The sequence below is a fragment of the Clostridium novyi NT genome, assembly GCF_000014125.1.
Taxonomy (GTDB): domain Bacteria; phylum Bacillota; class Clostridia; order Clostridiales; family Clostridiaceae; genus Clostridium_H; species Clostridium_H novyi.
Genome location: NC_008593.1, coordinates 448,695 through 471,900 on the forward strand (window position 1 = coordinate 448,695; position 23,206 = coordinate 471,900).

Annotated in this window: 21 protein-coding genes, 1 riboswitch and 1 other annotated feature; of the genes, 15 read left to right on the forward strand and 6 right to left on the reverse strand. The window is 27.1% G+C overall.

The window, feature by feature from the left end:
• Nucleotides 1-13: 13 nt before the first annotated feature.
• The 4 genes from NT01CX_RS02210 (at nt 14) to aroD (ending at nt 4,577) form a co-directional block, all read left to right on the forward strand.
• Nucleotides 14-1,108, forward strand: coding sequence for a sensor histidine kinase (locus NT01CX_RS02210; protein ID WP_011721404.1), 1,095 nt, complete (start codon nt 14-16; stop codon nt 1,106-1,108).
• Complete coding sequence (locus NT01CX_RS02215; RefSeq protein ID WP_039242045.1) at nt 1,089-1,709, forward strand: response regulator transcription factor; 621 nt, start codon at nt 1,089-1,091, stop codon at nt 1,707-1,709. Before NT01CX_RS02210 ends, NT01CX_RS02215 begins: the two co-directional genes overlap by 20 nt.
• 248 nt (nt 1,710-1,957) lie before the next feature.
• Nucleotides 1,958-2,215 (forward strand) — a binding site (T-box leader).
• Nucleotides 2,216-2,344: 129 nt separating this feature from the next.
• A complete protein-coding gene (gene brnQ, locus NT01CX_RS02220; RefSeq protein WP_011721406.1) occupies nt 2,345-3,700 on the forward strand; it encodes a branched-chain amino acid transport system II carrier protein in 1,356 nt (451 codons plus the stop codon).
• A 115-nt stretch (nt 3,701-3,815) separates the two neighbouring features.
• Complete coding sequence (gene aroD / locus NT01CX_RS02225; protein WP_011721407.1) at nt 3,816-4,577, forward strand: type I 3-dehydroquinate dehydratase; 762 nt, start codon at nt 3,816-3,818, stop codon at nt 4,575-4,577.
• Between the two features lie 79 nt (nt 4,578-4,656).
• Here aroD and NT01CX_RS02230 read toward each other — a convergent pair whose 3' ends face one another.
• From NT01CX_RS02230 to NT01CX_RS02250, 5 genes are all read right to left on the reverse strand, one after another.
• On the reverse strand, nt 4,657-5,997 hold the full coding sequence (locus tag NT01CX_RS02230; protein WP_011721408.1) for an MFS transporter: 1,341 nt from the start codon (nt 5,995-5,997) through the stop codon (nt 4,657-4,659).
• A 164-nt stretch (nt 5,998-6,161) separates the two neighbouring features.
• Nucleotides 6,162-7,181 carry an ABC transporter substrate-binding protein gene (locus tag NT01CX_RS02235; protein WP_011721409.1) on the reverse strand — a complete coding sequence of 340 codons (1,020 nt, stop codon included), beginning with the start codon at nt 7,179-7,181 and terminating at the stop codon, nt 6,162-6,164.
• The gene (locus NT01CX_RS02240) at nt 7,162-7,944 is read right to left on the reverse strand and encodes a DUF3919 family protein (RefSeq protein ID WP_011721410.1); all 783 of its coding nucleotides are present in this window, start codon (nt 7,942-7,944) and stop codon (nt 7,162-7,164) included. Before NT01CX_RS02240 ends, NT01CX_RS02235 begins: the two co-directional genes overlap by 20 nt.
• 27 nt (nt 7,945-7,971) lie before the next feature.
• Nucleotides 7,972-9,345, reverse strand: a complete 1,374-nt coding sequence (locus tag NT01CX_RS02245; protein WP_011721411.1) for a sensor histidine kinase — start codon at nt 9,343-9,345, stop codon at nt 7,972-7,974.
• Nucleotides 9,335-10,018 (reverse strand): response regulator transcription factor, encoded by a 684-nt coding sequence (locus tag NT01CX_RS02250; protein ID WP_011721412.1) that lies wholly within the window; start codon nt 10,016-10,018, stop codon nt 9,335-9,337. Before NT01CX_RS02250 ends, NT01CX_RS02245 begins: the two co-directional genes overlap by 11 nt.
• Nucleotides 10,019-10,225: 207 nt before the next feature.
• Between NT01CX_RS02250 and NT01CX_RS02255 the strand changes: the two genes are divergently transcribed.
• The 11 genes from NT01CX_RS02255 to NT01CX_RS02305 all read left to right on the forward strand — a co-directional run bounded on the left by NT01CX_RS02255 (nt 10,226) and on the right by NT01CX_RS02305 (nt 21,785).
• A complete protein-coding gene (locus NT01CX_RS02255) occupies nt 10,226-10,732 on the forward strand; it encodes a PH domain-containing protein (RefSeq protein WP_011721413.1) in 507 nt (168 codons plus the stop codon).
• Nucleotides 10,725-12,194 carry a PH domain-containing protein gene (locus NT01CX_RS02260; RefSeq protein ID WP_011721414.1) on the forward strand — a complete coding sequence of 490 codons (1,470 nt, stop codon included), beginning with the start codon at nt 10,725-10,727 and terminating at the stop codon, nt 12,192-12,194. The genes NT01CX_RS02255 and NT01CX_RS02260 overlap by 8 nt, the downstream gene beginning before the upstream one ends.
• Before the next feature lie 25 nt (nt 12,195-12,219).
• A complete protein-coding gene (locus tag NT01CX_RS02265; protein ID WP_011721415.1) occupies nt 12,220-12,924 on the forward strand; it encodes a response regulator transcription factor in 705 nt (234 codons plus the stop codon).
• The gene (locus NT01CX_RS02270; RefSeq protein ID WP_011721416.1) at nt 12,921-14,378 is read left to right on the forward strand and encodes a HAMP domain-containing sensor histidine kinase; all 1,458 of its coding nucleotides are present in this window, start codon (nt 12,921-12,923) and stop codon (nt 14,376-14,378) included. The genes NT01CX_RS02265 and NT01CX_RS02270 overlap by 4 nt, the downstream gene beginning before the upstream one ends.
• Before the next feature lie 15 nt (nt 14,379-14,393).
• Nucleotides 14,394-15,509 (forward strand): LolA family protein, encoded by a 1,116-nt coding sequence (locus NT01CX_RS02275; RefSeq protein WP_011721417.1) that lies wholly within the window; start codon nt 14,394-14,396, stop codon nt 15,507-15,509.
• Nucleotides 15,510-15,899: 390 nt separating this feature from the next.
• Nucleotides 15,900-17,636: a pyridoxal phosphate-dependent decarboxylase family protein gene (locus tag NT01CX_RS02280; RefSeq protein WP_011721418.1), complete on the forward strand. Its 1,737-nt coding sequence runs from the start codon at nt 15,900-15,902 to the stop codon at nt 17,634-17,636.
• Between the two features lie 174 nt (nt 17,637-17,810).
• Complete coding sequence (locus NT01CX_RS02285) at nt 17,811-18,617, forward strand: polysaccharide deacetylase family protein (protein WP_011721419.1); 807 nt, start codon at nt 17,811-17,813, stop codon at nt 18,615-18,617.
• A 64-nt stretch (nt 18,618-18,681) separates the two neighbouring features.
• Nucleotides 18,682-18,889, forward strand: a riboswitch (cobalamin riboswitch).
• Between the two features lie 142 nt (nt 18,890-19,031).
• Nucleotides 19,032-19,778: an energy-coupling factor ABC transporter permease gene (locus tag NT01CX_RS02290; protein WP_011721420.1), complete on the forward strand. Its 747-nt coding sequence runs from the start codon at nt 19,032-19,034 to the stop codon at nt 19,776-19,778.
• A 1-nt stretch (nt 19,779) separates the two neighbouring features.
• Complete coding sequence (locus NT01CX_RS02295; protein WP_011721421.1) at nt 19,780-20,100, forward strand: energy-coupling factor ABC transporter substrate-binding protein; 321 nt, start codon at nt 19,780-19,782, stop codon at nt 20,098-20,100.
• On the forward strand, nt 20,100-20,864 hold the full coding sequence (gene cbiQ, locus NT01CX_RS02300) for a cobalt ECF transporter T component CbiQ (RefSeq protein WP_011721422.1): 765 nt from the start codon (nt 20,100-20,102) through the stop codon (nt 20,862-20,864). The genes NT01CX_RS02295 and cbiQ overlap by 1 nt, the downstream gene beginning before the upstream one ends.
• An 84-nt stretch (nt 20,865-20,948) precedes the next feature.
• Nucleotides 20,949-21,785, forward strand: a complete 837-nt coding sequence (locus NT01CX_RS02305; RefSeq protein WP_011721423.1) for an energy-coupling factor ABC transporter ATP-binding protein — start codon at nt 20,949-20,951, stop codon at nt 21,783-21,785.
• A 37-nt stretch (nt 21,786-21,822) separates the two neighbouring features.
• Here the strand turns inward: NT01CX_RS02305 and NT01CX_RS02310 are convergent, their stop codons facing one another.
• A complete protein-coding gene (locus NT01CX_RS02310; protein WP_011721424.1) occupies nt 21,823-23,133 on the reverse strand; it encodes a sodium-dependent transporter in 1,311 nt (436 codons plus the stop codon).
• Between the last annotated feature and the right edge of the window lie 73 nt (nt 23,134-23,206).

The window sequence follows — 23,206 nt, forward strand, 5'->3', positions numbered from 1 at the left end:
TGGGGTGAAATCTGTGGAGTATATATTTAAACTATGTTTTTATAGTTTTGTAATATCCACAAGTATAATAGAAAAGAATGTAACATATCTGTGTGTTGCATCTTTTTTATTAATAATAATTATGGATATTCTCATTGAAAGATATATACCATATAAAATTTTTATATATTTTCAATCAATTATTATAATAATTGTAAGTTATTATAATCCAAATTTTATTGTACTTTTAAATCTATGTTCTTATGAACTTATGAAAAGAGAAGATTATTTAGGAGTGATTTTTATTGTGCCTATTATGAAAATCTTATCATTACAACAAATGTTTATAAATGTATTATTATTTCTTATTAGTAATTTCTATGGGTACATTTATAATAAATATATAGCACAACAAAAAAAGTATAAATTTTTATATGATAATGAAAGAAGAATAAGATATGAACTAGAAGGAACAAAGAATAGGCTTATTCAATATTCATCACAAGTAGAACATTTAACCGAGATTAAAGAAAGAAATAGAATAGCAAGGGAAATACATGATACTGTAGGTCATAGCATAGCAGGACTATATATGCAACTACAAGCAGCATCAAAAATAAGAGGTAAAAACAAAGAAAAATCAGATGAACTAGTTGATAAATCTGTAGATGAACTTTCCAATATTTTATCTTTGCTTAAAGATACGGTGTATAATATAAAACCTGTAGAAACAGTAGGAATAGAATATATTATGAAAATAGTAGAAGATTTCAAATATTGTACAGTAAAATTTGCGAGAACGGGAAACTTCAATAATGTATCTTCTAATGTTATGGAAATTATATCAACTAATATAAAAGAAGCGCTAACTAATGTTTCTAAATATTCTATGGCGGATAATGTTTATATAAATTTAGATGCAAATGAAAATTATATAAGACTTTATATAAAAGATAATGGGATAGGATGCCAAAATATAAAAGAGGGATTAGGCATAAGTGGTATGAAAGAAAGAATAAAAAACATTGGTGGAAGTATATCAATTGATTCTAAGGATGGATTTTTGATAGTATGTGTTATCCCTATTAATAATTTTAGAGGTGAGATATTTGAAGGTTGTAATAGCTGATGATGATGGATTAATAAGAGATAGTCTTAAATTAATTTTAGAACTTGAGGACGATATTGAAGTGGTTGCAACTGCTAAAAATGGTCAAGAAGTAATAGATTGCTCTAGAAGGTATTCTCCAGATGTAGTTCTTATGGATATAAGAATGCCTATATTAGATGGGGTACTTGCAACAAAAAAAATCAAAGAACAACAAAAGGATATTAAAATAATCATTTTGACTACATTCAAAGATGATGAATATATAGCAGAAGCTATAAAGAATGGAGCAGAAGGATATATACTTAAAAATCAAAATTCAGATAGTATTATTGAATGTCTTAGGACAGTTTATAATGGGAATGGGGTTTTTCAAAGAGATATTTTAAATTCTCTAATGTGCATGATTAAAAATAAAAAGAAATCTTCTAATAAAATAAACTTAACAGAGAGAGAGCTTGAAATACTTGCACTTATAGGACAAGGTCTTTCTAATAAAGAAATATCTAAAAAGGTTTATTTAAGTGAAGGAACCATTAGAAATTACATAACCAATTTACTTCAAAAGTTACAATTAAGAGATAGAACGCAACTTGCTATATATTATCTAAAAAATTATTGATTTACTAATAGTATATTATAAAGTGATAATTAAAAAATTTTACTGCAATAAAACACCTGTAATATGTGTTTTATTGCAGTTTTTTGTTTTTTGCTATTAGCTCTTAGTAAAAATAATTAGGAGATGATAATATACTGATAAATTTATTTCAATATCTAAACAAATTAGAAACATACAGAAATTTTAATAAAAATATATTGACAATGAAAAGCAAAAAAGGTATAATATATAACAAATGGAAAATTTAATTAAATTCTATGAAGAGAAAAAGTAGGATATATTGTTGTTCCAAAGAGAGTTGGTGATTTGCTGAAAGCCAATGTTCGATGTATATTTGAAAATCATCTCTGAGAAGTAAAGCTGAAAGTTTAGTAAGTTTTATCGGAAATTTCACCGTTAAAAGAAAAGCGTATTATTTAGTACGTAATTGAGTGCTATGAAAATATAGTTTAGTTTTATATTTTTATAGAATTAGGGTGGTAACGCGAATATACCTCGTCCCTTTTATTAGGGATGAGGTTTTTTTATATTTTTTTAGGAATTAATTTTTAAGGGGGCAGTTTTATGGATATAGAAGGAGACATTGATATTAGAATTAACAGAAAAGATTAGAAATAAAATAGGGGGATTTTAAAATGAATAAAACAGATAAATTATCAACTAAAAATTTATTACTTGTAAGCTTAATGCTTTTTTCACTATTTTTCGGAGCCGGAAATTTAATATTTCCTCCATTCTTAGGTCAAGCAGCTGGAGGACATACTTGGATAGCTATGCTAGGATTTTTCGTTACGGCAGTAGGATTTCCTATACTTGGAGTAATAGCTGTTGCAAAATCAGGTGGACTTCATGCCTTATCAAAAAAGGTTCATCCAGTATTTGCAGTTGTATTTACAGTATTAATATATTTATCAATAGGACCATGTCTTGGAATACCTAGAGCTGGAAGTTTGCCATTTGAAATGGCAGTATCACCATTTTTACCAGAAGGACTTATATCTAATAGATTGGCATTATTTTTATATACATTTGTATTTTTTTCAGTAGCCTATTGGTTATGTTTAACACCATCAAAACTCGTAAATCGTATGGGAAAAGTTTTAACACCAACATTGTTAACATTAATAGCAGGTATATTTTTAGCAAGTTTATTTAAACCATTAGGTGGATACGGTGAAGCAACTGGAGAATATGTAAAATCACCTTTAGTTAAGGGATTTTTAGATGGATATTTGACAATGGATACAATAGCAGCTTTAAATTTTGGAATAGTAATATCATTAGCTGTAAAAGCTAAAGGAGTTAAATCTCAAAAAGCAATTATAAACAATTCTATAAAGGCAGGATTAATAGCAGGTTCTTTATTAATATTTATATATTCAATGCTTGCACATTTAGGAGCAACAAGTGGAGGAAGATTTGGAGCAACAGAAAATGGAGCACAAACATTAGCAAATATAATGCAGTATATATTTGGAAAGCCAGGACTTGTATTATTGTCAGTAATATTTACATTAGCTTGTTTAACAACATGTGTAGGACTTATAACTTCATGTAGTCAATATTTTGTAACAATAATACCAAGTGTAAAGTATATAACTTTTGTAAGAGGATTATCTCTTTCAAGTATGGTTTTAGCCAACATGGGGCTTACTAAAATACTTGCAGTATCTGTACCAGTATTAGATGCAATATATCCTATAGCTATAGTACTTATACTACTTTCTATGGTTGATGGTTTGTTTGGTGAAAGTAATATAGTTTATTGTAGTACAATATTATTTACTGGATGTGTAAGTGTTGTTTATGCCCTAAAGGGTGCCGGATTAAATCTTGGATTTGTAGAAACTATGTTTAGTAAACTACCACTTTATTCACAAGGACTTGGATGGGTAATGCCTACAGTAGTGGGTTGTGCTTTAGGATTAGTTCTAAAATTCTTTAAAAGTAAAGTTCAAGTAGGATCATTAAATATGGATAAAGCTAGATAAAATTTTATTTAAAATACTCTTAGAATATTCTAAGAGTATTTTTATATTACATAAAATAAAAAATTTATATATAATAGTATATACATAAAAGTTAAACATTCGGAGGGGTATTTTTATGAAAACTGTAAATATAAGAGGGGTAATTCTAGGTGAAGGTATACCAAAAGTTTGTACACCTTTAGTTGGAAGAAGTTTAAAAGAATTAAGAGAAGAAATAAATTTACTTAAAGATATAGATTGTGATTTAGTAGAATTTCGAGCAGATTTTTTTGAACATGTAGAAAATATTCAAAAGGTTAAAGAGGTGCTTTTAGAAATTAGAGAAGCATTAAAGGAAAAACCAATATTATTTACATTTAGAAGTGCCAAAGAAGGCGGAGAAAGAGAAGTTGAAAGTGAATTTTATTGTAAGCTTAATAAAGAAATAATAAAAACAAAGCTTATAGATGCTATAGATATTGAATTGTTTAATGAGGAAGAAAGTATATTAGAATTAATAAAAATTGCACATGATGAAGATGTTAAAGTAGTTATGTCTAATCATGATTTTCACAAAACTCCACCAAAGGAAGAAATGATTTCACGTTTAGTAAAAATGCAAGAACTTGGAGCGGATGTTACTAAGATTGCTGTAATGCCTAAAGGTTCGTCAGATGTATTAACATTGCTTGAGGCTACAAATGATATGAAAATAAAGTATGCAAAAACTCCATTTATAACAATGTCAATGAAGGGCGTTGGAATGATAAGTCGCATATCAGGAGAGGTTTTTGGATCAGCAGTAACTTTTGGAGCTAGTAAAAAAGCTTCAGCACCAGGCCAACTACAAGTAAAAGAACTTAAAGAAATTTTAAACGTGGTACATAATGTTCTTTAGTTAAAATATAATAAATAAAAAAGCCTCCAATTATTTGGAGACTTTTTTTGTGGTTTTTAAGTATATATAAATTTAAGAACTAAGCGTCAGCGGCTACACAGTTATTATCAACTTTCTTAATTTTTAAAGTCATTGATAATAATACAAGTGCTATTATTGATCCGCATAAGATGAATATGAATGCACCATTCCATCCAAATTTATCAGCAATAGCTCCTAGAACTAAGTCAGCCATAAGTTCTCCGCATAGGTAACCACAAAGTCCTGAGAAACCAGTAGCGGAACCAACAGCAAAGCTTGGAACAACATCTATAAGATTCATACCTATTAATAATTGTGGACCATAGATGAAGCAACCGATAAATGCAACGGATATCATTGTTATTAAGTAGTTTGAAGTTTGCCAATATGCTAGTGTAGCTATTATAACTCCTATCATACAAAGTATGCTAAGTGGAGCTCTTTTACCTTTAAATAATACATCTGAAAGCCATCCAAGTAATATAGATGCTGGAATAGCTGCATATTCAAATAAGAACATAGCTGAGTTAGCGTTTGCAATAGAAAATCCTTTTTGTTGCTTTAAGTATATTGGAATCCAGTTTACAATTCCTTGTCTTATTAAATAAACAAATATATTAGCTAATGCTAAGTACCAAACGTATTTATTTTTAAGTACATATTTAACCATGATTTCTTTTGAAGATAAGTGTGTTGGTGCTACTTCTTCTTTAACTTCAGGATAATCATTGTTAAATTCTTCTATTGGAGGTAATCCAACTGATTCTGGAGTATCAGCTCCGATTAAAAATACAAATATAGCGATTGCGATACAAATAAAAGCAGGAATAAAGAATATGCTTTGGAAGTATTTTTCACCAAATATAAATAAACATAAAGTAGCGATTGGTGCAATAAGCCCTCCACCTATATTGTGAGAGGTATTCCAAATTCCCATTTTAAGTCCTCTTTCTCTTTGAGAGAACCATTTTCCGATAACTATAGAACAAGGTGGAGCACCCATACCTTGGAAGAATCCATTAAATATCATAAGTAGTAAGAATAATCCAACAGAACTTGTGAATCCCATTAAAATACTAACTACAGATGAAGCTAAAAGTCCGATACCTATAAAATACTTAACATTGGACTTATCCGACAATCCACCTAATATAAATTTACTTAGACCATATGCAACAGCAAGTCCGGTACTTATTAAACCGATTTGAGTTTTAGTAAAATTAAAATGAGTCATTAAAAACGGTGATGCAACTGCAAAGTTCTTTCTTACTAGATAGTACCCAGAATAGCCTATGAAAATCATTAAAAACATACGAATTCTATAAAGCTTATATGTTGAGGCTATTTTGTTTTCTGGAAGCCTTTCTTTTGCAGGTGCAGATTTTAAAAAGTTAAACATATAAAATCCTCCTTGAATTTGTGTAAATGTTTCAATTGGTACTGGTAATGTTTTCACAATTGAACTCTATACATAAATAATAAAAGAAAGAATATACAACAAAATCTCTCAAATGTTTCGTAAATGTAACATTTGAGAGATTTCTAAAAAAAATAATAATTTGGCTATTTATTGTCCCAAATTTTCATAATTTTGTTTCTATCATAGGCAGCTTTTTCAAAACTATACTTTTTATATATATCATAATTTATGTTTTCGTAATTTTTCGTTGAAGTTGCCATAGAAAACCTAGAGAGTTTTTCAGCAATTTCATCTGATAAACAAAAGTCTATAAATGCTTTAGCTTCCTTGGTATTTTTAGAATTTTTTATAGCAGCAATAGCATTTACATTCCAACCTGTATTTTTAGGAATAATAGTAACAATATCTTTATTGGATTTACCCATTATTTTTTGATCACCAAGAAAATTAACTGTCATTGTATATTCTCCAGAGGAAACCCTTTGAATAGAGTTAAATCCACTTATTGTTAGCTTATTTGTATTATTTTTTAGTGCAGTTATAAGCTGAGAAAATGACTTTTCGTTCATTTGTTGATATAAATTAGCTAAAAAAGTATATCCTGTTCCTGAAGACTTAGGGTCTGGCAATATAATTTTATCTTTATATAATGGATTCGTTAAATCTTCAAAGGTTTTTGGCATAGGAATTTTAGAACCAAATTGTTTATTCCAAGTATTTTTATTTATACCTATAGAAAGAGGTTCAATTTCAAATCCGGTCCAATAATTATCACTATCTTTATAGTTTGAAGATATATTTTTAGCATTAGGTGATTTATACTTTGAAAGTACACCGTAACTTTTTAAAAGCTCATACCCATCGGCTGTTCCACCTATAAATATATTGCCCTGGGGATTGGATTTTTCGTCAAGTATTCTCATTACTGCTTCTTCTGTTGGAAGTTTTATATATTCATATGTACAACCGGTTTTTTGCTTAAATAGTTCTAAAAGATATTTAGCTTCTTCTTCTCTAAGTGCAACATACACTACTATGTGTTTATTTCTAAGATCAGGATAACTTAAATTGGAATTTAAAGAGAAGGAGAGGTAAATAAAAAAAATTAAAACAACACTTAATATAACTGATATTAAGTAGCGTTTATTTGTAAAAGTTCTCATTAATATTCCCCTTTACATATATATTTTTTCCGTTTTCATCACCTAAATATTGAATTATTACGTAGTTTTCATATACATCCAAAAGTATAATATTTTCAGAAGTAAGTTTTTCTTTGTTATCTATGTATATTTTCAAATGGAATTTAGGGTTTTCATTTAAATTAGTTTCTAAAAAATCTTTATTGTTGCTCATTATCTTTAATTTTTTAAAGTTTGCAACTAACTTTTTTTTGCTACTATCATTCAATAAAAATTCAGAATTTGAATTGGAGAATATTATTGAACTTGTATCCTTATTTAATATATTTAACAAATTATTGAATTTATATAGTGAGTCTACTAACATATTTCTAAGTATACTTATTAAATATGAATTGCTAGATATATAATTACCGTTCATAAGCAAACGATTATCTATTTCAAAGTTGTCAAATTCTCCATTTAGATAAACTATAGTGCCTTTTAAGGATATTACGTTATTAGTTGATAAATTGGCAGAGGATTTAGTGTTAGAATTAGAAATAATTCTAATATATTTAAGTATATCGTTTAATAAAAACTTATCAGTAATTTCTGTTGAACCCAGTATTGAATTTGAAATTTTAATTTTATTAGGAAGTTTATTGTCTAGTGGTTCATGCATATTACTGGAATTTGATATTATATTGACTTTATTATAAATAATTTTGTTGTAGTATATAAAAGAAGATATACACATTAAAAACAAAAGTATGTATAGTAAAATTATCTTTTTTCGTATCAACTATGATAGCCTCCTTTCATTAAAAAATTATCTATAAAAAGTTAAAATTATTTCTGTACCTAAATCTAGGTTGCTTTTGATTTCAAATGCTCCATTTTCATTGTTTAATATTTCTCTACATATGTTAAGTCCAAAGCCGTTTCCATTGTGTTTTATTGGACTTGTAACATCGAACCCAACACCATCATCACGTATTGAAATTTGAATTTTATCATCAAACATTTTAGAAGATATAAATATATTTTCACAACCGCTATATTTTATTGCGTTATCTAATATATTTATAAGAACTTGTTTGGTTTTATTGTAGTCAGCATAGATAAAAAGAGCTTCATAATTAGTTTCAACACATATGTGATATTTCTCAAGACGTATGTAAAGCATTTTTATAACATCATCAATTAATGACTTAATGTTTACATAGGTGTATTCTATTTTAAATTCATTGGTATTTAATTTAGAAAGCAATAAAATTTCTTCTACTAAGTTTAAAAGACGTTTTCCTTCTTTACGTATAAGCATAGAGCTTTCTGAAATTTTATTGTTATCTTTTAGTTTTGGGATAATTTCCGAAAAACCTATAATTGCTGTAAGTGGGGTTTTGAATTCATGAGATATATTATCAAAAAATTTCTTTTGATTATTTTTAGCTTCCTTCAATTCGGAAATATATTTTTCAAGGCTTTCGCTCATGTAATTAAATGTATTTGCAAGATCTTCTATTTCATCTCCACTATTGATTTCGATTTTTTCAGAAAAGTTACCTTTGGCTATTTTATTTGAGTGATTTTCTAAAGTGGTCAGAGGATTTACAATTTCCTTTGCAAAACTATGTATTAAAATGATTCCAAGCATTAGGGCTATAATTCCACCAATAATCATCATTATTAATGTATTATTTATAACTTTTAATTCTCCAGATTCCTGAAGTATAAGTCGTAATGTTCCACAAAGTTTATTATTATAAAGGATTGGACTCGATAAAAATATATATGGAGTACCGTCTACTTTTTTTATTATATAAGCTTTTTTATTTTCTAAAGCATTACTTATATCTTCATTATATAAACTAATTTTGTCTTTATCTGAGTCATAAATTAGCTGTCCTGAAGTATTAAACATTTGAACTCTAAGATTAAATTTTTCGCTTAGGGTAGTTACTATAAAGGGAGCACTGTCCTTTAATACATCTTCTGGATCTTGAAGTTTTTTTAAGCTTAATATGTTTTTTATATATATTTGAGCAGAATTATTTTCATTTAATAAGTAATCTACAGAATTTTTTATTATATTTTTTGATAATGTACTTACAGTAATAAAGTATATAAAAACTATTATTGGGGCTAGTATAAGTATGTTTGTTAAAATTATTTTTCTCTTTAGGTTTAATTTAAGATTCATTATTATCCACTTCTATTTTGTAACCAGCTTTATAGAGTGTTTTTATATAATTTTGACATTTCCCAAGTTTCTTTCTTAATCTTTGAATTAATATGTCTACAGCACGTGTAGTTCCTTCAAAGTCATAGCCCCAGACTTTGCTTAAAAGTTCTTCTCTAGAAAAAACTTTTTCTTTGTTTTCACATAGGTAACTTAAAACTTCAAATTCTTTATATGTTAAAGTCACTTCAGTAGAATTTATAATAAGTTTTCTTTCCTTTTTTAAAATTCTAAGAGAACCTAATATAATTTCATTTTTTTCGTTAACAATATCTTTTTTTACTCGTTTGGAAGCAATTTTTATTCGTAGTATTAATTCTGTGCTATTAAATGGTTTTGTTATATAGTCATCAGCGCCTAATTGAAGTCCGAGTATTTTATCGTTTATATCATTTTTGGCAGTTAACATTATTATAGGAATATCAGAAATATTTTTTATTTTAGGTATTAGATTAAATCCATTAATGTCAGGTAACATTGCATCAAGTATTATTAATTGTATATTTTCTTTAGATAAAATATTTAGCGCATCTAATCCTGTTTTTGCCGTCATAACTTCATAGTTTTCAAGTTCTAAAGTCATTTCAATAAGTTGTAATATACTTATTTCGTCATCTACAACTAATATTTTCATACTAATCTCCTTACTTTTTTAAAAAAAATTTAATTTAATAAAATATGTACATTATTTTATTATATCCATTCTTTTATATAAAACAAGTTATAGTGGTTAAAGTAGTATGTGTTATTGAAATATAAAAAAACTATAAAGTTTAAGTTTAAAAAATCAATTATGTTATACTGAAAATAATGGGATTTTAATGAGAAAGGATAATTATAAATGGAATATAATAAGTTAAATGAAAATGCTAAAAAAGCATGGAGACTTTCAAATTTTATAGTACTAATAATAGTAAGTGCAATAGCCATAGGACTTAGAATTGTATTTAATCACAAGTTAGGTAAATACGGGTTTGTGGCTAGTATAATTGTAGGAGTAATAATATTTTTGCTTATTGTTGATGTTTTAATAAATCCAATAATAGAGTATAAGCAGTGGAAGTATATAATAACAGAGGATAGAATTGAATTTGTCCATGGAATATATTTTTTAACTACTACAATAATTCCTATGGTAAGAATTCAACATATAGATATTGAAGAAGGACCAATAAATAGAATGTATAAACTTGCTAAAATAACTATTCATACAGCGGGGGGAGTGCATAAAATAGAGGGTATTCCAAAGGAAAAAGCTCAAGAAATTAGTGAATACATAAAAGAGAGAATTCAAGTTAAAGTAAAGGAAAAATTAAGTGCAGGAAATGAGGAAAAGAACTATGAATAAAGAGTATAGAAATCATTTTTGCACTATGATTATAAATATAATAAAAGAATTAAGGACATTTATTGCCTTTGCTATTGTAATTTTGATAAAAGTAACTACAAGTAAAGCTATTATAATATGTGGTTTAATGTGCGGTTACTTATTTATAAAAAATTTTTTAAAGTGGAGAACTACTAAGTTTACCATAGAAAATGGAATGTTGAATTATAATAGTGGAATAGTATCTAAGCAAAGAGTAAGTGTTCCAATAGATAAAATAACTACTATAGATCTTGAACAGGATTTATTTGAAAGAATTTTTAATGTTTATAAAGTAAAAATAGATAGTGGAAGTCTTGGATTAAATAAAGATGGTAGTGAGATAAAAATTGTTTTAAAGAAAAAGTCAGCTTTTGTACTTAGAGAAGTTTTAAGAAATAATACTTATGATTATGATGAAGATGTTATATATGAAAAAATTTCTCATGAAAAAGAATACGATAAAGTATCAGAGAAACCTATAAATAAACTAACTGTAAAGAATAAGGAACTTTTTTTATCCGCAGTTACGGGCAATAATTTGGCTTATGGAATAGGATTATTAGTTGCGGTACGAAAAGGTTTAGACAAAATAAAGGATCTACTAAAAGTTGATATAGCATCAAAATTTTCTAAGTATAAACATGTAGCAAAATTTGATGATTATTCAATGCTATACATTATATATTTTATACTTGGAATTTTTATTTTGTTTTTAATTGTAAGCATAGCATGTTCTGTTATTGGTACTATAATAAAGTATTACGGTTTTAGTGTTTATAGAAAAAATAACACTATATTTATAGAATACGGATTTTTTAATAAAAAATCATACTCATTACATGTGGAAAATATTCATGCAATAAAGTTAAAACAAAATTTAATAAAACAAAAATTTAATTTATACAGGATTGAAGTTGCAACGGTTGGATATGGAGATGAGGATTCTGAAGAAGCTATACTTTATCCAATAGCTAATAAGAAAAAGCTAGAAGATATAATAGATTCTTTAATTCCAGAGTTTAAGTATAGTGGAGGATTTAATAAAGCTCCTAAAAAGGCCATTATGAAATATATGATGCTTCCAACAGTTATAACAATATTAATATGTTCTTTACTATCATTTATAAAAGTTAAATTAAGTTTTAGTTTCATTTTAGTACCTATTGTTATGATAAATAGATACTTAAATTATAAAAATGCAGGTATAGGGTTTAATGATGATATAGCTGTTTTTTCTTCAAAAGGATTTAGAAAAGAAACTATCTATATTAAAATTCAAAGCATACAATCAATAAGTATGTCTTCTAACTATTTTCAGAGAAGAAAGAATTTATGTACTTATAATATAGATTTTCATTCATCAAATCTTATTGATATTGTAGAGATAAAACATCTTGAGAATTCTTATTTTAGAAAACTTGAAGATAAAATAGATTTTTAAAATTGTGTTTGTAAGGGGGAGAAAAATGAATGGAAAGATACTTGTAATAGAGGATGACGTTGAAATAGCTAATATCATACAAAGTCATCTTACACGAGAAAATTATAGTGTGAATTGGTCATCTACAGGAAAAGAAGGGTTAGAAGATTTTAAGAAAGATACATATGACTTAATTATATTAGATATTATGCTACCAGAAATCGATGGATTTACTGTTTGTAAAAATATTAGATTATTAAGTAATGTTCCTATATTAATATTAAGTGCTAAGAAACAAGAAGTGGACAAGGTAAAGGGACTTAAACTTGGGGCAGATGATTACATAACAAAGCCATTTAGTTTAATAGAACTGGAAGCTAGAGTTGAAAATAACATAAAAAGATATAAAGGTTATAATAAAAAAACAGATGACAATAGTATATGGAGATATAAAAATGGACTTACGATAATAAAAGATGAAATGAAGGTTTTAATTGATGATAAAGAAATAGAGCTTACATCTAAGGAATTTTCTTTATTAGTAGTATTAGCTCAAAATGAACATAAGGTATTTACAAAGAAAGAACTATATGAAAATGTTTGGAATCAAGATAACTTAGAAGGAAATAATACTATAACTGTTCATGTTAAAGGGCTAAGACAAAAACTAAAAGATAATGTTAAAAACCCTAAGTATATTCAAACAGTATGGGGAACGGGGTATAAGTTTATCGGAGAAAAAATAATATGAAGTTAAAAAATTGGCTTATAAGTTCTTACATAGTTGTTATGATACTTCCGATAATTATAGCGATAATGGTATATAATGGAATTAAGTTTTGCAGTAATAGAGTTGAATTGGAGTATTATTTAAATACCCTAGGAATAATTTCAAAGTATGAAAATAGACTTGAAAATTTGTCTATATACAAGAATTTACATGAAAAAGTAAACTTATTAGATAAAGAAGATAACGGTTTAATAGAAATAGATGTATATGATAATTATGGAACTTTAATATATTCTTCAGAAGACAAAAATTCCATAGTATCTAATAGTGTTAATATAGATGAATTGTATAAAAACTTATATGTAATTAAGAGAGAATATAATTACAATGTTATAAAAAGACCCGTATTTAGTGGTGATAAAATAGTAGGATTTTATAAAATAAAGATATTAAAAAATGATGTAGTAAATAATATAAATTCAGTTGTAATTTTATCTATAATAGTATTTATATTAGCATTAATCGAAGTATTTGTAGGAACTATTCATTTTCTAAATAAAAAAATTCTAAACCCAATGTCTATGCTTGTTAAAGATATGAAAGCATATACTAGGGGAGATCCTACTATACAATTTGAGTATAACAAAAGTGATGAAGTTGGGGATTTAATAAATCATTTTAATGAGCTAAAAGGTGAAATTGAGGTAAATAAAAAAGAAATAGAAAGACAACATAAAGAAAAAGAATATTTAATAGCTGCACTTTCACATGATTTAAAAACTCCGTTAACGGCAATAAGGGCTTATTCTGAAGCTATTAATAGATATGATAATTTAAGCGAGGATACAATAAAAGATTATAGTTCAATAATCATAAATAAAAGTGATTATATGAAAAAGATGCTTGAGGATCTTTTAGCCTATACTCTTCTTACAACTGAAGAAGAATTGAATTTAGTAGAAGTAGATGGCGAAGAATTTTTAGAGATGCTTTTTTATGGATATGATGAATTATGTGAAAAAAATAATATAATTCTCATCAAGAATATAGATGTTCGTGGAAACTATTGTTTAGATGTAAATTCCATGATAAGAGTAATTGACAATTTAATAAGTAATTCTATTAGGTATACAAAAAACGGAGGGAAAATATATTTAGGAGCGTATTCGGAAGAAGGAAATTTACCTAAATTTTTACCAGATGAATTAGTGAGAGAAATAAATAAAAATATAAAAGAAAATATGTTTGTATTTGTAAGTAATAATGGTGATGCAATACCAGAATCGGAACAATCAAAGATTTTTAAAGCCTTTTATCAATCAGATAATTCTAGAAGTAAGTCTTTAAGTGGTGGTGTAGGTCTTGGTCTTAGCATAGTAAAGGTTATAATGGACAAACATCAGGGAAGTGTTAAGATTTTTTCAAAAGATGGCTTTGGAACACTAGTAGGATGTTTTATAAAAAGGAAAAGTTAAAGAGGAATGGTGACTATGAAAATAAAAAAAATAGGGTTAGCGCTATTGGGGATTATAAGTATAAGTTCAATGATTTTTACAGGATGCAATTCTAATTCTGCAATTATTCCAGAGGATATTATATCTAATGTAGTAAACTTAGATAAAGAAAATAAGACATTTTATGGTGAAAGTAAAATGGATACTTATGAAAATGGAAAAAAAGTTTCAACTGTAAATTTAAAAGAATGGAGTTTACCAGGAAATAAGGTTAGAAGAGAAGTTACAAGTGATTTAGGTGATGGGAAATTTGATAAAGCTATAATGACTTGTGATGGAAAGAAAATGATTTTACGTAATAATGATGTTTATATGCAAAGTACAAATATTATAAAAGAAAATTGGGTTATGAGTAAGAGCCCTAAAAAATTTGCTATGGATGAAATGGCTAATATAACAAAAACTCATACAATTGAAATTAAGGGAGAAGAAGTTGTAAATAACAGAAATACATATCATTTGTATGCTAAACCTAAAGATATAAATAAAAAGGGAATTTCAGCAGGAAAAATTGATTATTGGATAGACAAAGATAATTGGTTTATAGTGAAATGTGATAGTAAAAATGAAAATATTAGAGTTGTTTCTGAGTATTTAAATGTTAATTTTAAGCCTAACATAGATAATAGTATGTTTACTCAAAAAATACCTAAAGGTGTTAAAGTTGAAAACTTAGATAAAAAGGAAGTTAATAAAAGTATAACAGTGAAGGATGCTAGTAAAAAGATAGGAAAAGAAATACTTATATACAAAGGAATAGACTATAATTTAGATAAAATATGCTGTATAGAAGATGCTGATAAAACAAGTAATGAAATTAATGAAATATATGTAGACAACAGGGGAGTAGAAGTTTTTAATATTTCTGCAAAAAAGGCTATAAAAAGTGATAATGAAGAAGATGAAATAAAATTAGATATAGCTGAAAAAGTTAAGGTGAGAGGATTTGATGGAGAAATTTTAGAAGCTAATAATTTTAAATCTGTATTATGGGAAGAGGACGGCATAAACTATACTATATTTACAAATACAGCTAATTTTACATTAGATGATTGCAAGAAAATAGCGGAACAGTTAATCAAAGAAAAATAAATATTTGTGTAAGTATATTAGAAAAACTTATTAAAAAACTAATATAGTAACTTGTTATAATAAGGCGTTGAAATATAAGTATACACAAGAGGCTATAGATAATGATATGCAATATATGGATTTATATTTGGAGATAATTAAATATAAAAAAGACTAAATAATATAAAAAAACTACCTTAAATTTATTATTGAATTAGGGTAGTTTTTTTTATTTATATAAAATTTTATAAGTATAATAGGTAAATTTGTAAATTGATGCGTTAGATAAAATTACCAATAAGTATTAAAATATATTTGGTATGTACGACTAATATAGATATAAATTTATATTATATAAATTTTAATAATATTATTAACGCTTTTTAAGTGAAAAATAGTTAGAAGGTAGGGATGAAATTGACAGAAAATAAAAGCGAATTAATATGGCAGAAAATTTTAAGGGAAAAAGTACATCCAGGATTTATAATACCTTGGAAAGAAAAGAATAAAGAAGAAGAGTTTAAAAATGTAATTAATGACACATTATATACTTTAAATGAGTTAAAAGGAAGTAAAGAAGAGGGAAAATCATTTTTAGGAAAATCAAATTGTTGTATATCAAATTATAGAGAAATTAATAAGGTAAAGAGAAACGCTAATATACCAGAAAAATCATCTTCTATAGAAGAAGTAATAAAAAGTGCTTCAAAATATTTTGATGGTATGTTTAATTGGGTGCATCCAAAATCAATGGTTAATGTAGCTCCTCCAGCTGCTATTCCATCAATTGCGGGAAGTTTAATGGGAGCTATCTTTAATCCTAATATAGTTGAGCAAGAGTATTCAGGAAATATAGCAGCTCTTGAAATAGAGGTTGCAGCAATAATTTCAAAACTTGTAGGATATGATTATAAAAAGGCTACAGGACATTTTACATTTGGAGGAACAGGGGCATACTTGTTTGCCACTAAACTTGCATTAACTAAGTTACTTGGAAAAGAAAGTAGAAAAAACGGAATAAGAAGTGATGCACAAATATTAGTATCTAATGTAGGTCACTATGCAATGAAAAATTGTAGTGATTGGACTGGACTTGGAACTAATAACGTAAGAAATATAAATCTTAATGAAGATAGTTCCATGGATCTTAATCATTTAGAAGAAGTTATGGAACAATGTTATAAAGAAGGAAAGCCTATAGCTATGATTGTTGCCACTATGGGAACTACAGATGCCTTTGCTGTAGATAATATAAAAGGTATAGTAGAAATCTGTGATAGATTTGTAAGGAAGCATAATCTAAAAAAGAGACCGTTTATATATGCAGATGCAGTAATAGGATGGGCATGGAGTGTATTTAATTCATATGACTTTAAAGAAAATTCTATGGAGTTTTCAGAAAAAACTTTAAGATCTATAGAAAAAAGTGTAGCAAATATAAGAAATTTAAATTTAGCTGACGCTATAGGAATAGATTTTCATAAAACAGGATTTACTTGTTATAATTGTAGCATGATTTGCATTAAAGACTGTAATGATATAGATATGCTAACTAGAGATAAAGATCAGATGGCTTATCTATACCATTCAAGTGCGTATACTCCTGGAGAATACACATTAGAATGTTCTAGAGGGGGAGGATATGCTCTTTCAGCTTGGTGTAATTTGCAGTACTTTGGCTTAGAAGGATATAGAGTTATATTAGGAAACTTAATAGAATGTGAAATGTCTTTACGAAATGTTATAAAAGAAGAACCAAATCTTGTTTGTGTAAATGAAAAAGATAATGGATTAGTTACTTTATTTAGAGTATATCCAGATAAATTAAAAGAAAATATAAATAAAGTAAATTTTGCTGAAGAACAGTACAAAAATGAATTTACTAATCCAGATTATAAAGAGCAATTAAAAAAATATAATGAGTACCAAAATAAAATTGCAAATGAACTTGAAAGAATGATGTTTGAGGAAAATGGACCAGCTCTTAGCTTTACAAGTAAGTTTAGATTATCACAGTATGGAGAACCTATAGCAGCTATAAAGGCTTATCCAATGTCACCATATATGAATTTTTCAGAGGAAAGATTAAAAGAAGACATAATTAAATATGTTTTACGTGCTAAGGAAAATGTTGATAAAAAATTATAATAAATAAAATAATTACGAGAGTATATAAAAAATATTATGTACTCTCTTTTTGTATATAATCTAAAAAGAAACTTATATATAATTATTTATATTTTATACAGCTAAAAAACAATATGATATAATAAAGATTATAAAATTTAATATTATAAAAATTAATTAAAAGGAATTGAAATTATGAAGAAAAGACTATTATTTTTAGTATTATTTGTGATTGCATTAGCATTAGTTAGATTTGGTGTTAAAACTGTAGTGCTTAGAAATCCTACAAATGATGTATCAATTGAGAAAAATGAAAGTATACCTGTACTTATGTATCATTCTATAAAGTACGAAAAAGGAAATCCTGTAAGACTTCCAAAGGAAAAATTTGAAGAGCAAATGAACTATTTAAAAGATAATAATTATAATACTTTGACATTAGATGAACTATATGATTTTTTAGAAAATAATAAACCTATTCCTAAAAAGTCCATAGTGCTTACATTTGATGATGGGTACAAGGATAATTACGAAACAGCTATACCTATACTAAAAAAATATAATTTTAAAGCCACATTTTTTATGATAAGTGACTATATAGGAACAGGTGAATATTTAACTTTAGATCAGCTTAAAGAAATGCAAAAGGATGGTTTTGATATAGAAAGCCATACAACAAATCATAATAAATTAACTAAAGAAAGTTATCAGGCTCAATATAAGATGTTTTTAGATTCTAAAGAAAAATTAGAAAAGCTATTAAATAAAAAAGTAAAATATATAGCTTATCCATATGGAAAATATAATGAAGATAGTATAAAGGCAGTTAAAGCTGCTGGATATAAAATGGCTGTTACAACTCACTGTAAATGGACAGATAGAAATGAAGAAATCTATAAAATAAGCAGAGTTGGCATAAGTGGGAAACATGATATGGACAAGTTTATAAATAAGTTGAATTATAAGAATTTTTGTAGAGTATATAAATACTTATTGTTATAAAAGTTGAGGAATAACTTGACAATTTGTTTAAAAACAATATAAAATCAATATCGACAACAAAATATAAAATACATACAAAGTAGGTGTCAGTTATAATTGAAAGTTTGATTATGAACTGGTGAAAAGGGAAGCTGGGTGAAAGTCCCACACGGTCCCGCCGCTGTAAGAGAGGAGTTTTTCTTAACAAAACCACTGGTATCTTAAGATATTGGGAAGGGTAGAAAAATTATGATACTCAAGTCAGAAGACCTGCCTATTTTTGTACACCAATGAACTCTACGGATGATAGGGGGTGTTTTAATGAAATATTATACACTTTTTTTGACCTCTTGACGTTTATTGGAAGGGGTTTTCTTTTTTGGAAAAAACCTAAAGTCAAAATGTTGTTAAACTAAAAAAAGGAGAGGTTAGTAAATGAAATTAAAAAGAAAGTATCAATTGTTTCTATTAGTGTTCTTTGTGGGCATGTTTACTGTTAGAACAGCGTATGCCATGCATATAATGGAAGGATTTTTACCACCAATGTGGTGTGGAATTTGGGGTGCTTTATGTGTACCTTTTGTAATTAAAGGACTTATATCTATAAAGAAAAAGGTAAATATAAACCCCAAAATAAAAATGCTTATTGCTATGGCTGGAGCATTTGCCTTTGTACTATCAGCTTTAAAAATACCATCAGTTACAGGAAGTTGTTCACATCCAACAGGAGTTGGTCTTGGAGCTATTTTATTTGGACCAGCAGTTATGAGTGTTTTAGGATTAATTGTTCTCATATTCCAAGCATTACTTCTTGCCCATGGTGGAATAACAACTCTTGGTGCTAACACATTTTCTATGGCAGTTATAGGACCTATAGTATCATATTATTTGTACAAGCTATTAAGAAAATTAAACTTATCAAGAAGTATATCAATATTTTTTGCAGCAGCATTAGGGGATTTAATGACTTATGTTACAACTTCTATACAACTTTCACTAGCATTCCCTGATAAGACTGGTGGATTTATGATGTCACTTGGAAAGTTTATGGGTATATTTGCTATAACTCAAATACCACTTGCAATAAGTGAAGGAATTTTAACTGTTATAGTATTTAATCTTCTATTCAATTATAACAAAAATGAACTTGAAGAATTAGATGTTATTTCAAAGGAGGTATAGTATGAATACTGAAAAGAAAACAAATAATAAATCTATGTTTAAAAAGAATATATTTCTTGGAATTTTAGTTGTAGTAATAGCTGTTGCTCCTTTGATTTTTACAAAAGGTGCTGAATTTGCAGGTTCAGATGACCAAGCAGAAGAAGCTATTACACAAGTAGATAAAAATTATAAACCATGGTTTTCACCTGTATGGGAACCACCAAGTGGAGAAATAGAAAGTTTACTATTTGCACTTCAAGCTGCTATTGGTGCAGGAATAGTAGGATATTACTTTGGATATGCAAAGGGAAAAAAGAAAAATAACGAAAGTGAGAAATAATGATTTCAATAGATAAATTATCATACATATCAAAATTAAGATATGTAAATCCAATGGAAAAATTTTTATTTTCTATGATTACTATGTTTTGTGGAATATTTTTAAATAACATATTAGTGTCTATAATTATATTTTTAGTAATGTCTTTTATGACATTGTATAAAGCTAAGATACCATTTATATCTTATTATAAATTAATATTAATACCATTAGTATTTTTGGTTATAGGAATCATAACAATAGCTATAAATATTGGGTATAATAATGAGTTTTTATTTAGTTTTAAAATTTTTGGATTCACTATGGGATGCACAAAAGAGGGAATATATAATGCTATGCAGATATTATTTAAATCAATGGCATCAGTATCATGCTTATATTTTCTTGCACTTACAACGCCAATAGTTGAAATTTTATCTGTTCTAAAAAAGTTAAGAGTTCCTAAATTATTTATAGAACTTATGGGACTTATATATAGACTTATATTTGTACTTTTTGAAACTATGAATACAATTTATATATCTCAAACAGGTAGACTTGGTTATTCTACTGTAAAAAAGGGGTATAAGTCATTAGGACAATTGGTAACTACTTTGTTTGTTAGAGCTTATAAAAAGTCACAAGATATGTATACTGCAATGGAAGCAAGATGTTATAATGGTGAGATTAATGTAATAGAAAAAAGATATAAAATATCTTATAAAAACATAGGAATGATAATATTTTTTCAGATAGTTTTATTGATTGTAAAGTATAAATTTTAAATGTAAATTTAACTATAGATTTTTTATATTTAAAGCCACAGAGTTTATTATCTGTGGCTATATTAAATATTTGGAGGAAAATTAATGAAAGAGTACATATTAGAAACTAAAAATTTAAGTTTTAAATATGAAGATGGAACCAATGCTTTAAATAATATAAGTTTAAAAATAGAAAAGGGAAAAAAGATAGCTTTCTTAGGGGTAAATGGTGCTGGGAAATCTACTTTATTTTTAAACTTTAATGGTATATTAAAACCAAGTTCAGGAGAAGTCTTATACAAAGGAGAAAAAATAAAGTATACTCATTCATACTTAAATGAACTTAGAAAGAATATAGGAATTGTATTTCAAGATCCAGATAATCAGCTTTTTTCAGCAAATGTTTACCAAGAAGTTTCCTTTGGAGCTATGAATTTAGATTTAGAGGAGACGGAAGTTAGAAAAAGAGTAGATGAGGGTTTAAAAAGTGTTAATATGTATGAATACAAGGATAAAGCGGTTCACTTTTTAAGTTATGGTCAGAAAAAGAGGGTTTCAATAGCAGATATACTAGTTATGGAACCTGAAATCATAATATTTGATGAATCTACTTCAAGCTTAGATCCAAAACACGCTAAGCAAATTGTTGAGATATTTAATGAGATAAATGAAGTTGGAATAACAGTAATATTATCAACACATGATGTTGAAATTGCATATTCATGGGCAGATTATATTATAGTTATGAAAGATGGAAAAGTAGTAAAATCAGGAGAACCTGTTGGAATTTTTAAGGATGATGATTTTATAAAGGATGTTTATTTAGATAAGCCTATTGTACTAGAAGTATATGAAAAGTTAGTTGAAAAAGGATACATAGAATTACAAGATAATATACCTAGAAATAAAGATGAACTTATAAAAATATTAGATAACAAATAAATAAAGCTCTCGAATTTAAAATCGAGAGCTTTAATATTTAACCTATTCCATTGTAGATAATTCCAAGAATTAATACTAATGTAGCTGCTGCTATAAATATAGTAGACATTGGTTTAAACCATTTGCCTAAAGGTTTTTTAGAACCTTTATTAATATCTTTTATGGCATTATCGAATCCATATACCCAAATAAAAGTTATAGATGCTATAATTGAGCCTATTGGTGCTAAATAAATAGTAACAAAATCAGCCCATTTACCGAATCTATCCATGCTTAAATCTAAAGGAAGTCCTATTAAAAATGCAATAACTGCAACAAGTAAAACTGCAAAAATTCTTTTAAACTTGAACTTACTTATAAGTGCTTCAGATGGAGCTTCAAGCATATTCATAGCAGAGGAAACTCCAGCAAATATTATACTTAAGAAAAATAGTATTCCAAATAAGTATCCTAAAGGCATAGAATTAAATATGTGTGGCATAGTGATAAATAATAATGATGGACCAGATGTTGGATCAAGTCCAAAAGAAAATACTGCTGGCATTATAATAAATGCAGCAAGTAATGCTGAAATAGTATCAAAAATAGCTACATTTAAAGCTGCAGAAGGTATATCTTCTTTATCTTTTAAGTAACTACCGTAAACAACCATACCTGCACCATTTAAAGAAACAGTAAAAAAGGCTTGACCTAAAGCCATAATCCAAGTCATAGGTTTTAATAAAAATTCCCAATGAGGAACTAATAAATATTCAAGTCCAGCAATAGCACCTTTTAGTGTAACTGATCTTATAAGAAGAATAATAAATACTATGAAAAGTCCAGGCATTAGAATTTTGTTAGCTTTTTCGATTCCTTTAGTTATTCCTAGTAGAACAATAGCAACTGTAATTACAAGTGCTAATAAGTGCCAAGGAATACTAGAAGAAGTACCTGCAAAGCTATCAAAATAGCTTCCTATATTTTCTTTATATATACGACCGTTTAGTGATAGGAAGAAATATTTAAATATCCATCCAACAACCACAGAGTAGAAAATTAGTGTACAAGCTACCGCAAGAGTAGGTATTATACTTAAGATTTTACCAAAGGGTTTATTTTTTTCTTCAAAAGTATCTTGAATTCCTTTCAAAGAACCACATCTTCTAGATCTTCCAAAACTAAATTCTATAATAAGCCCCGTAGTACCTAAAATAAAAACGCAAATAAAGTAGGGAATGAGAAACGCGGCACCCCCAAATTGACCTAATCTCCAGGGAAACATCCATATGTTACCTAGTCCTATAGCAGAACCTAAACACGCAAGAACAAAGCCAAGTTTCCCAGAGAAAGTTTCTCTAGTTTTCATTAAGTTAGCCTCCTTAAATATTTTTATATAATTATGAAATAATTTTATCAAAAAACATGTATTAATTAAAGAA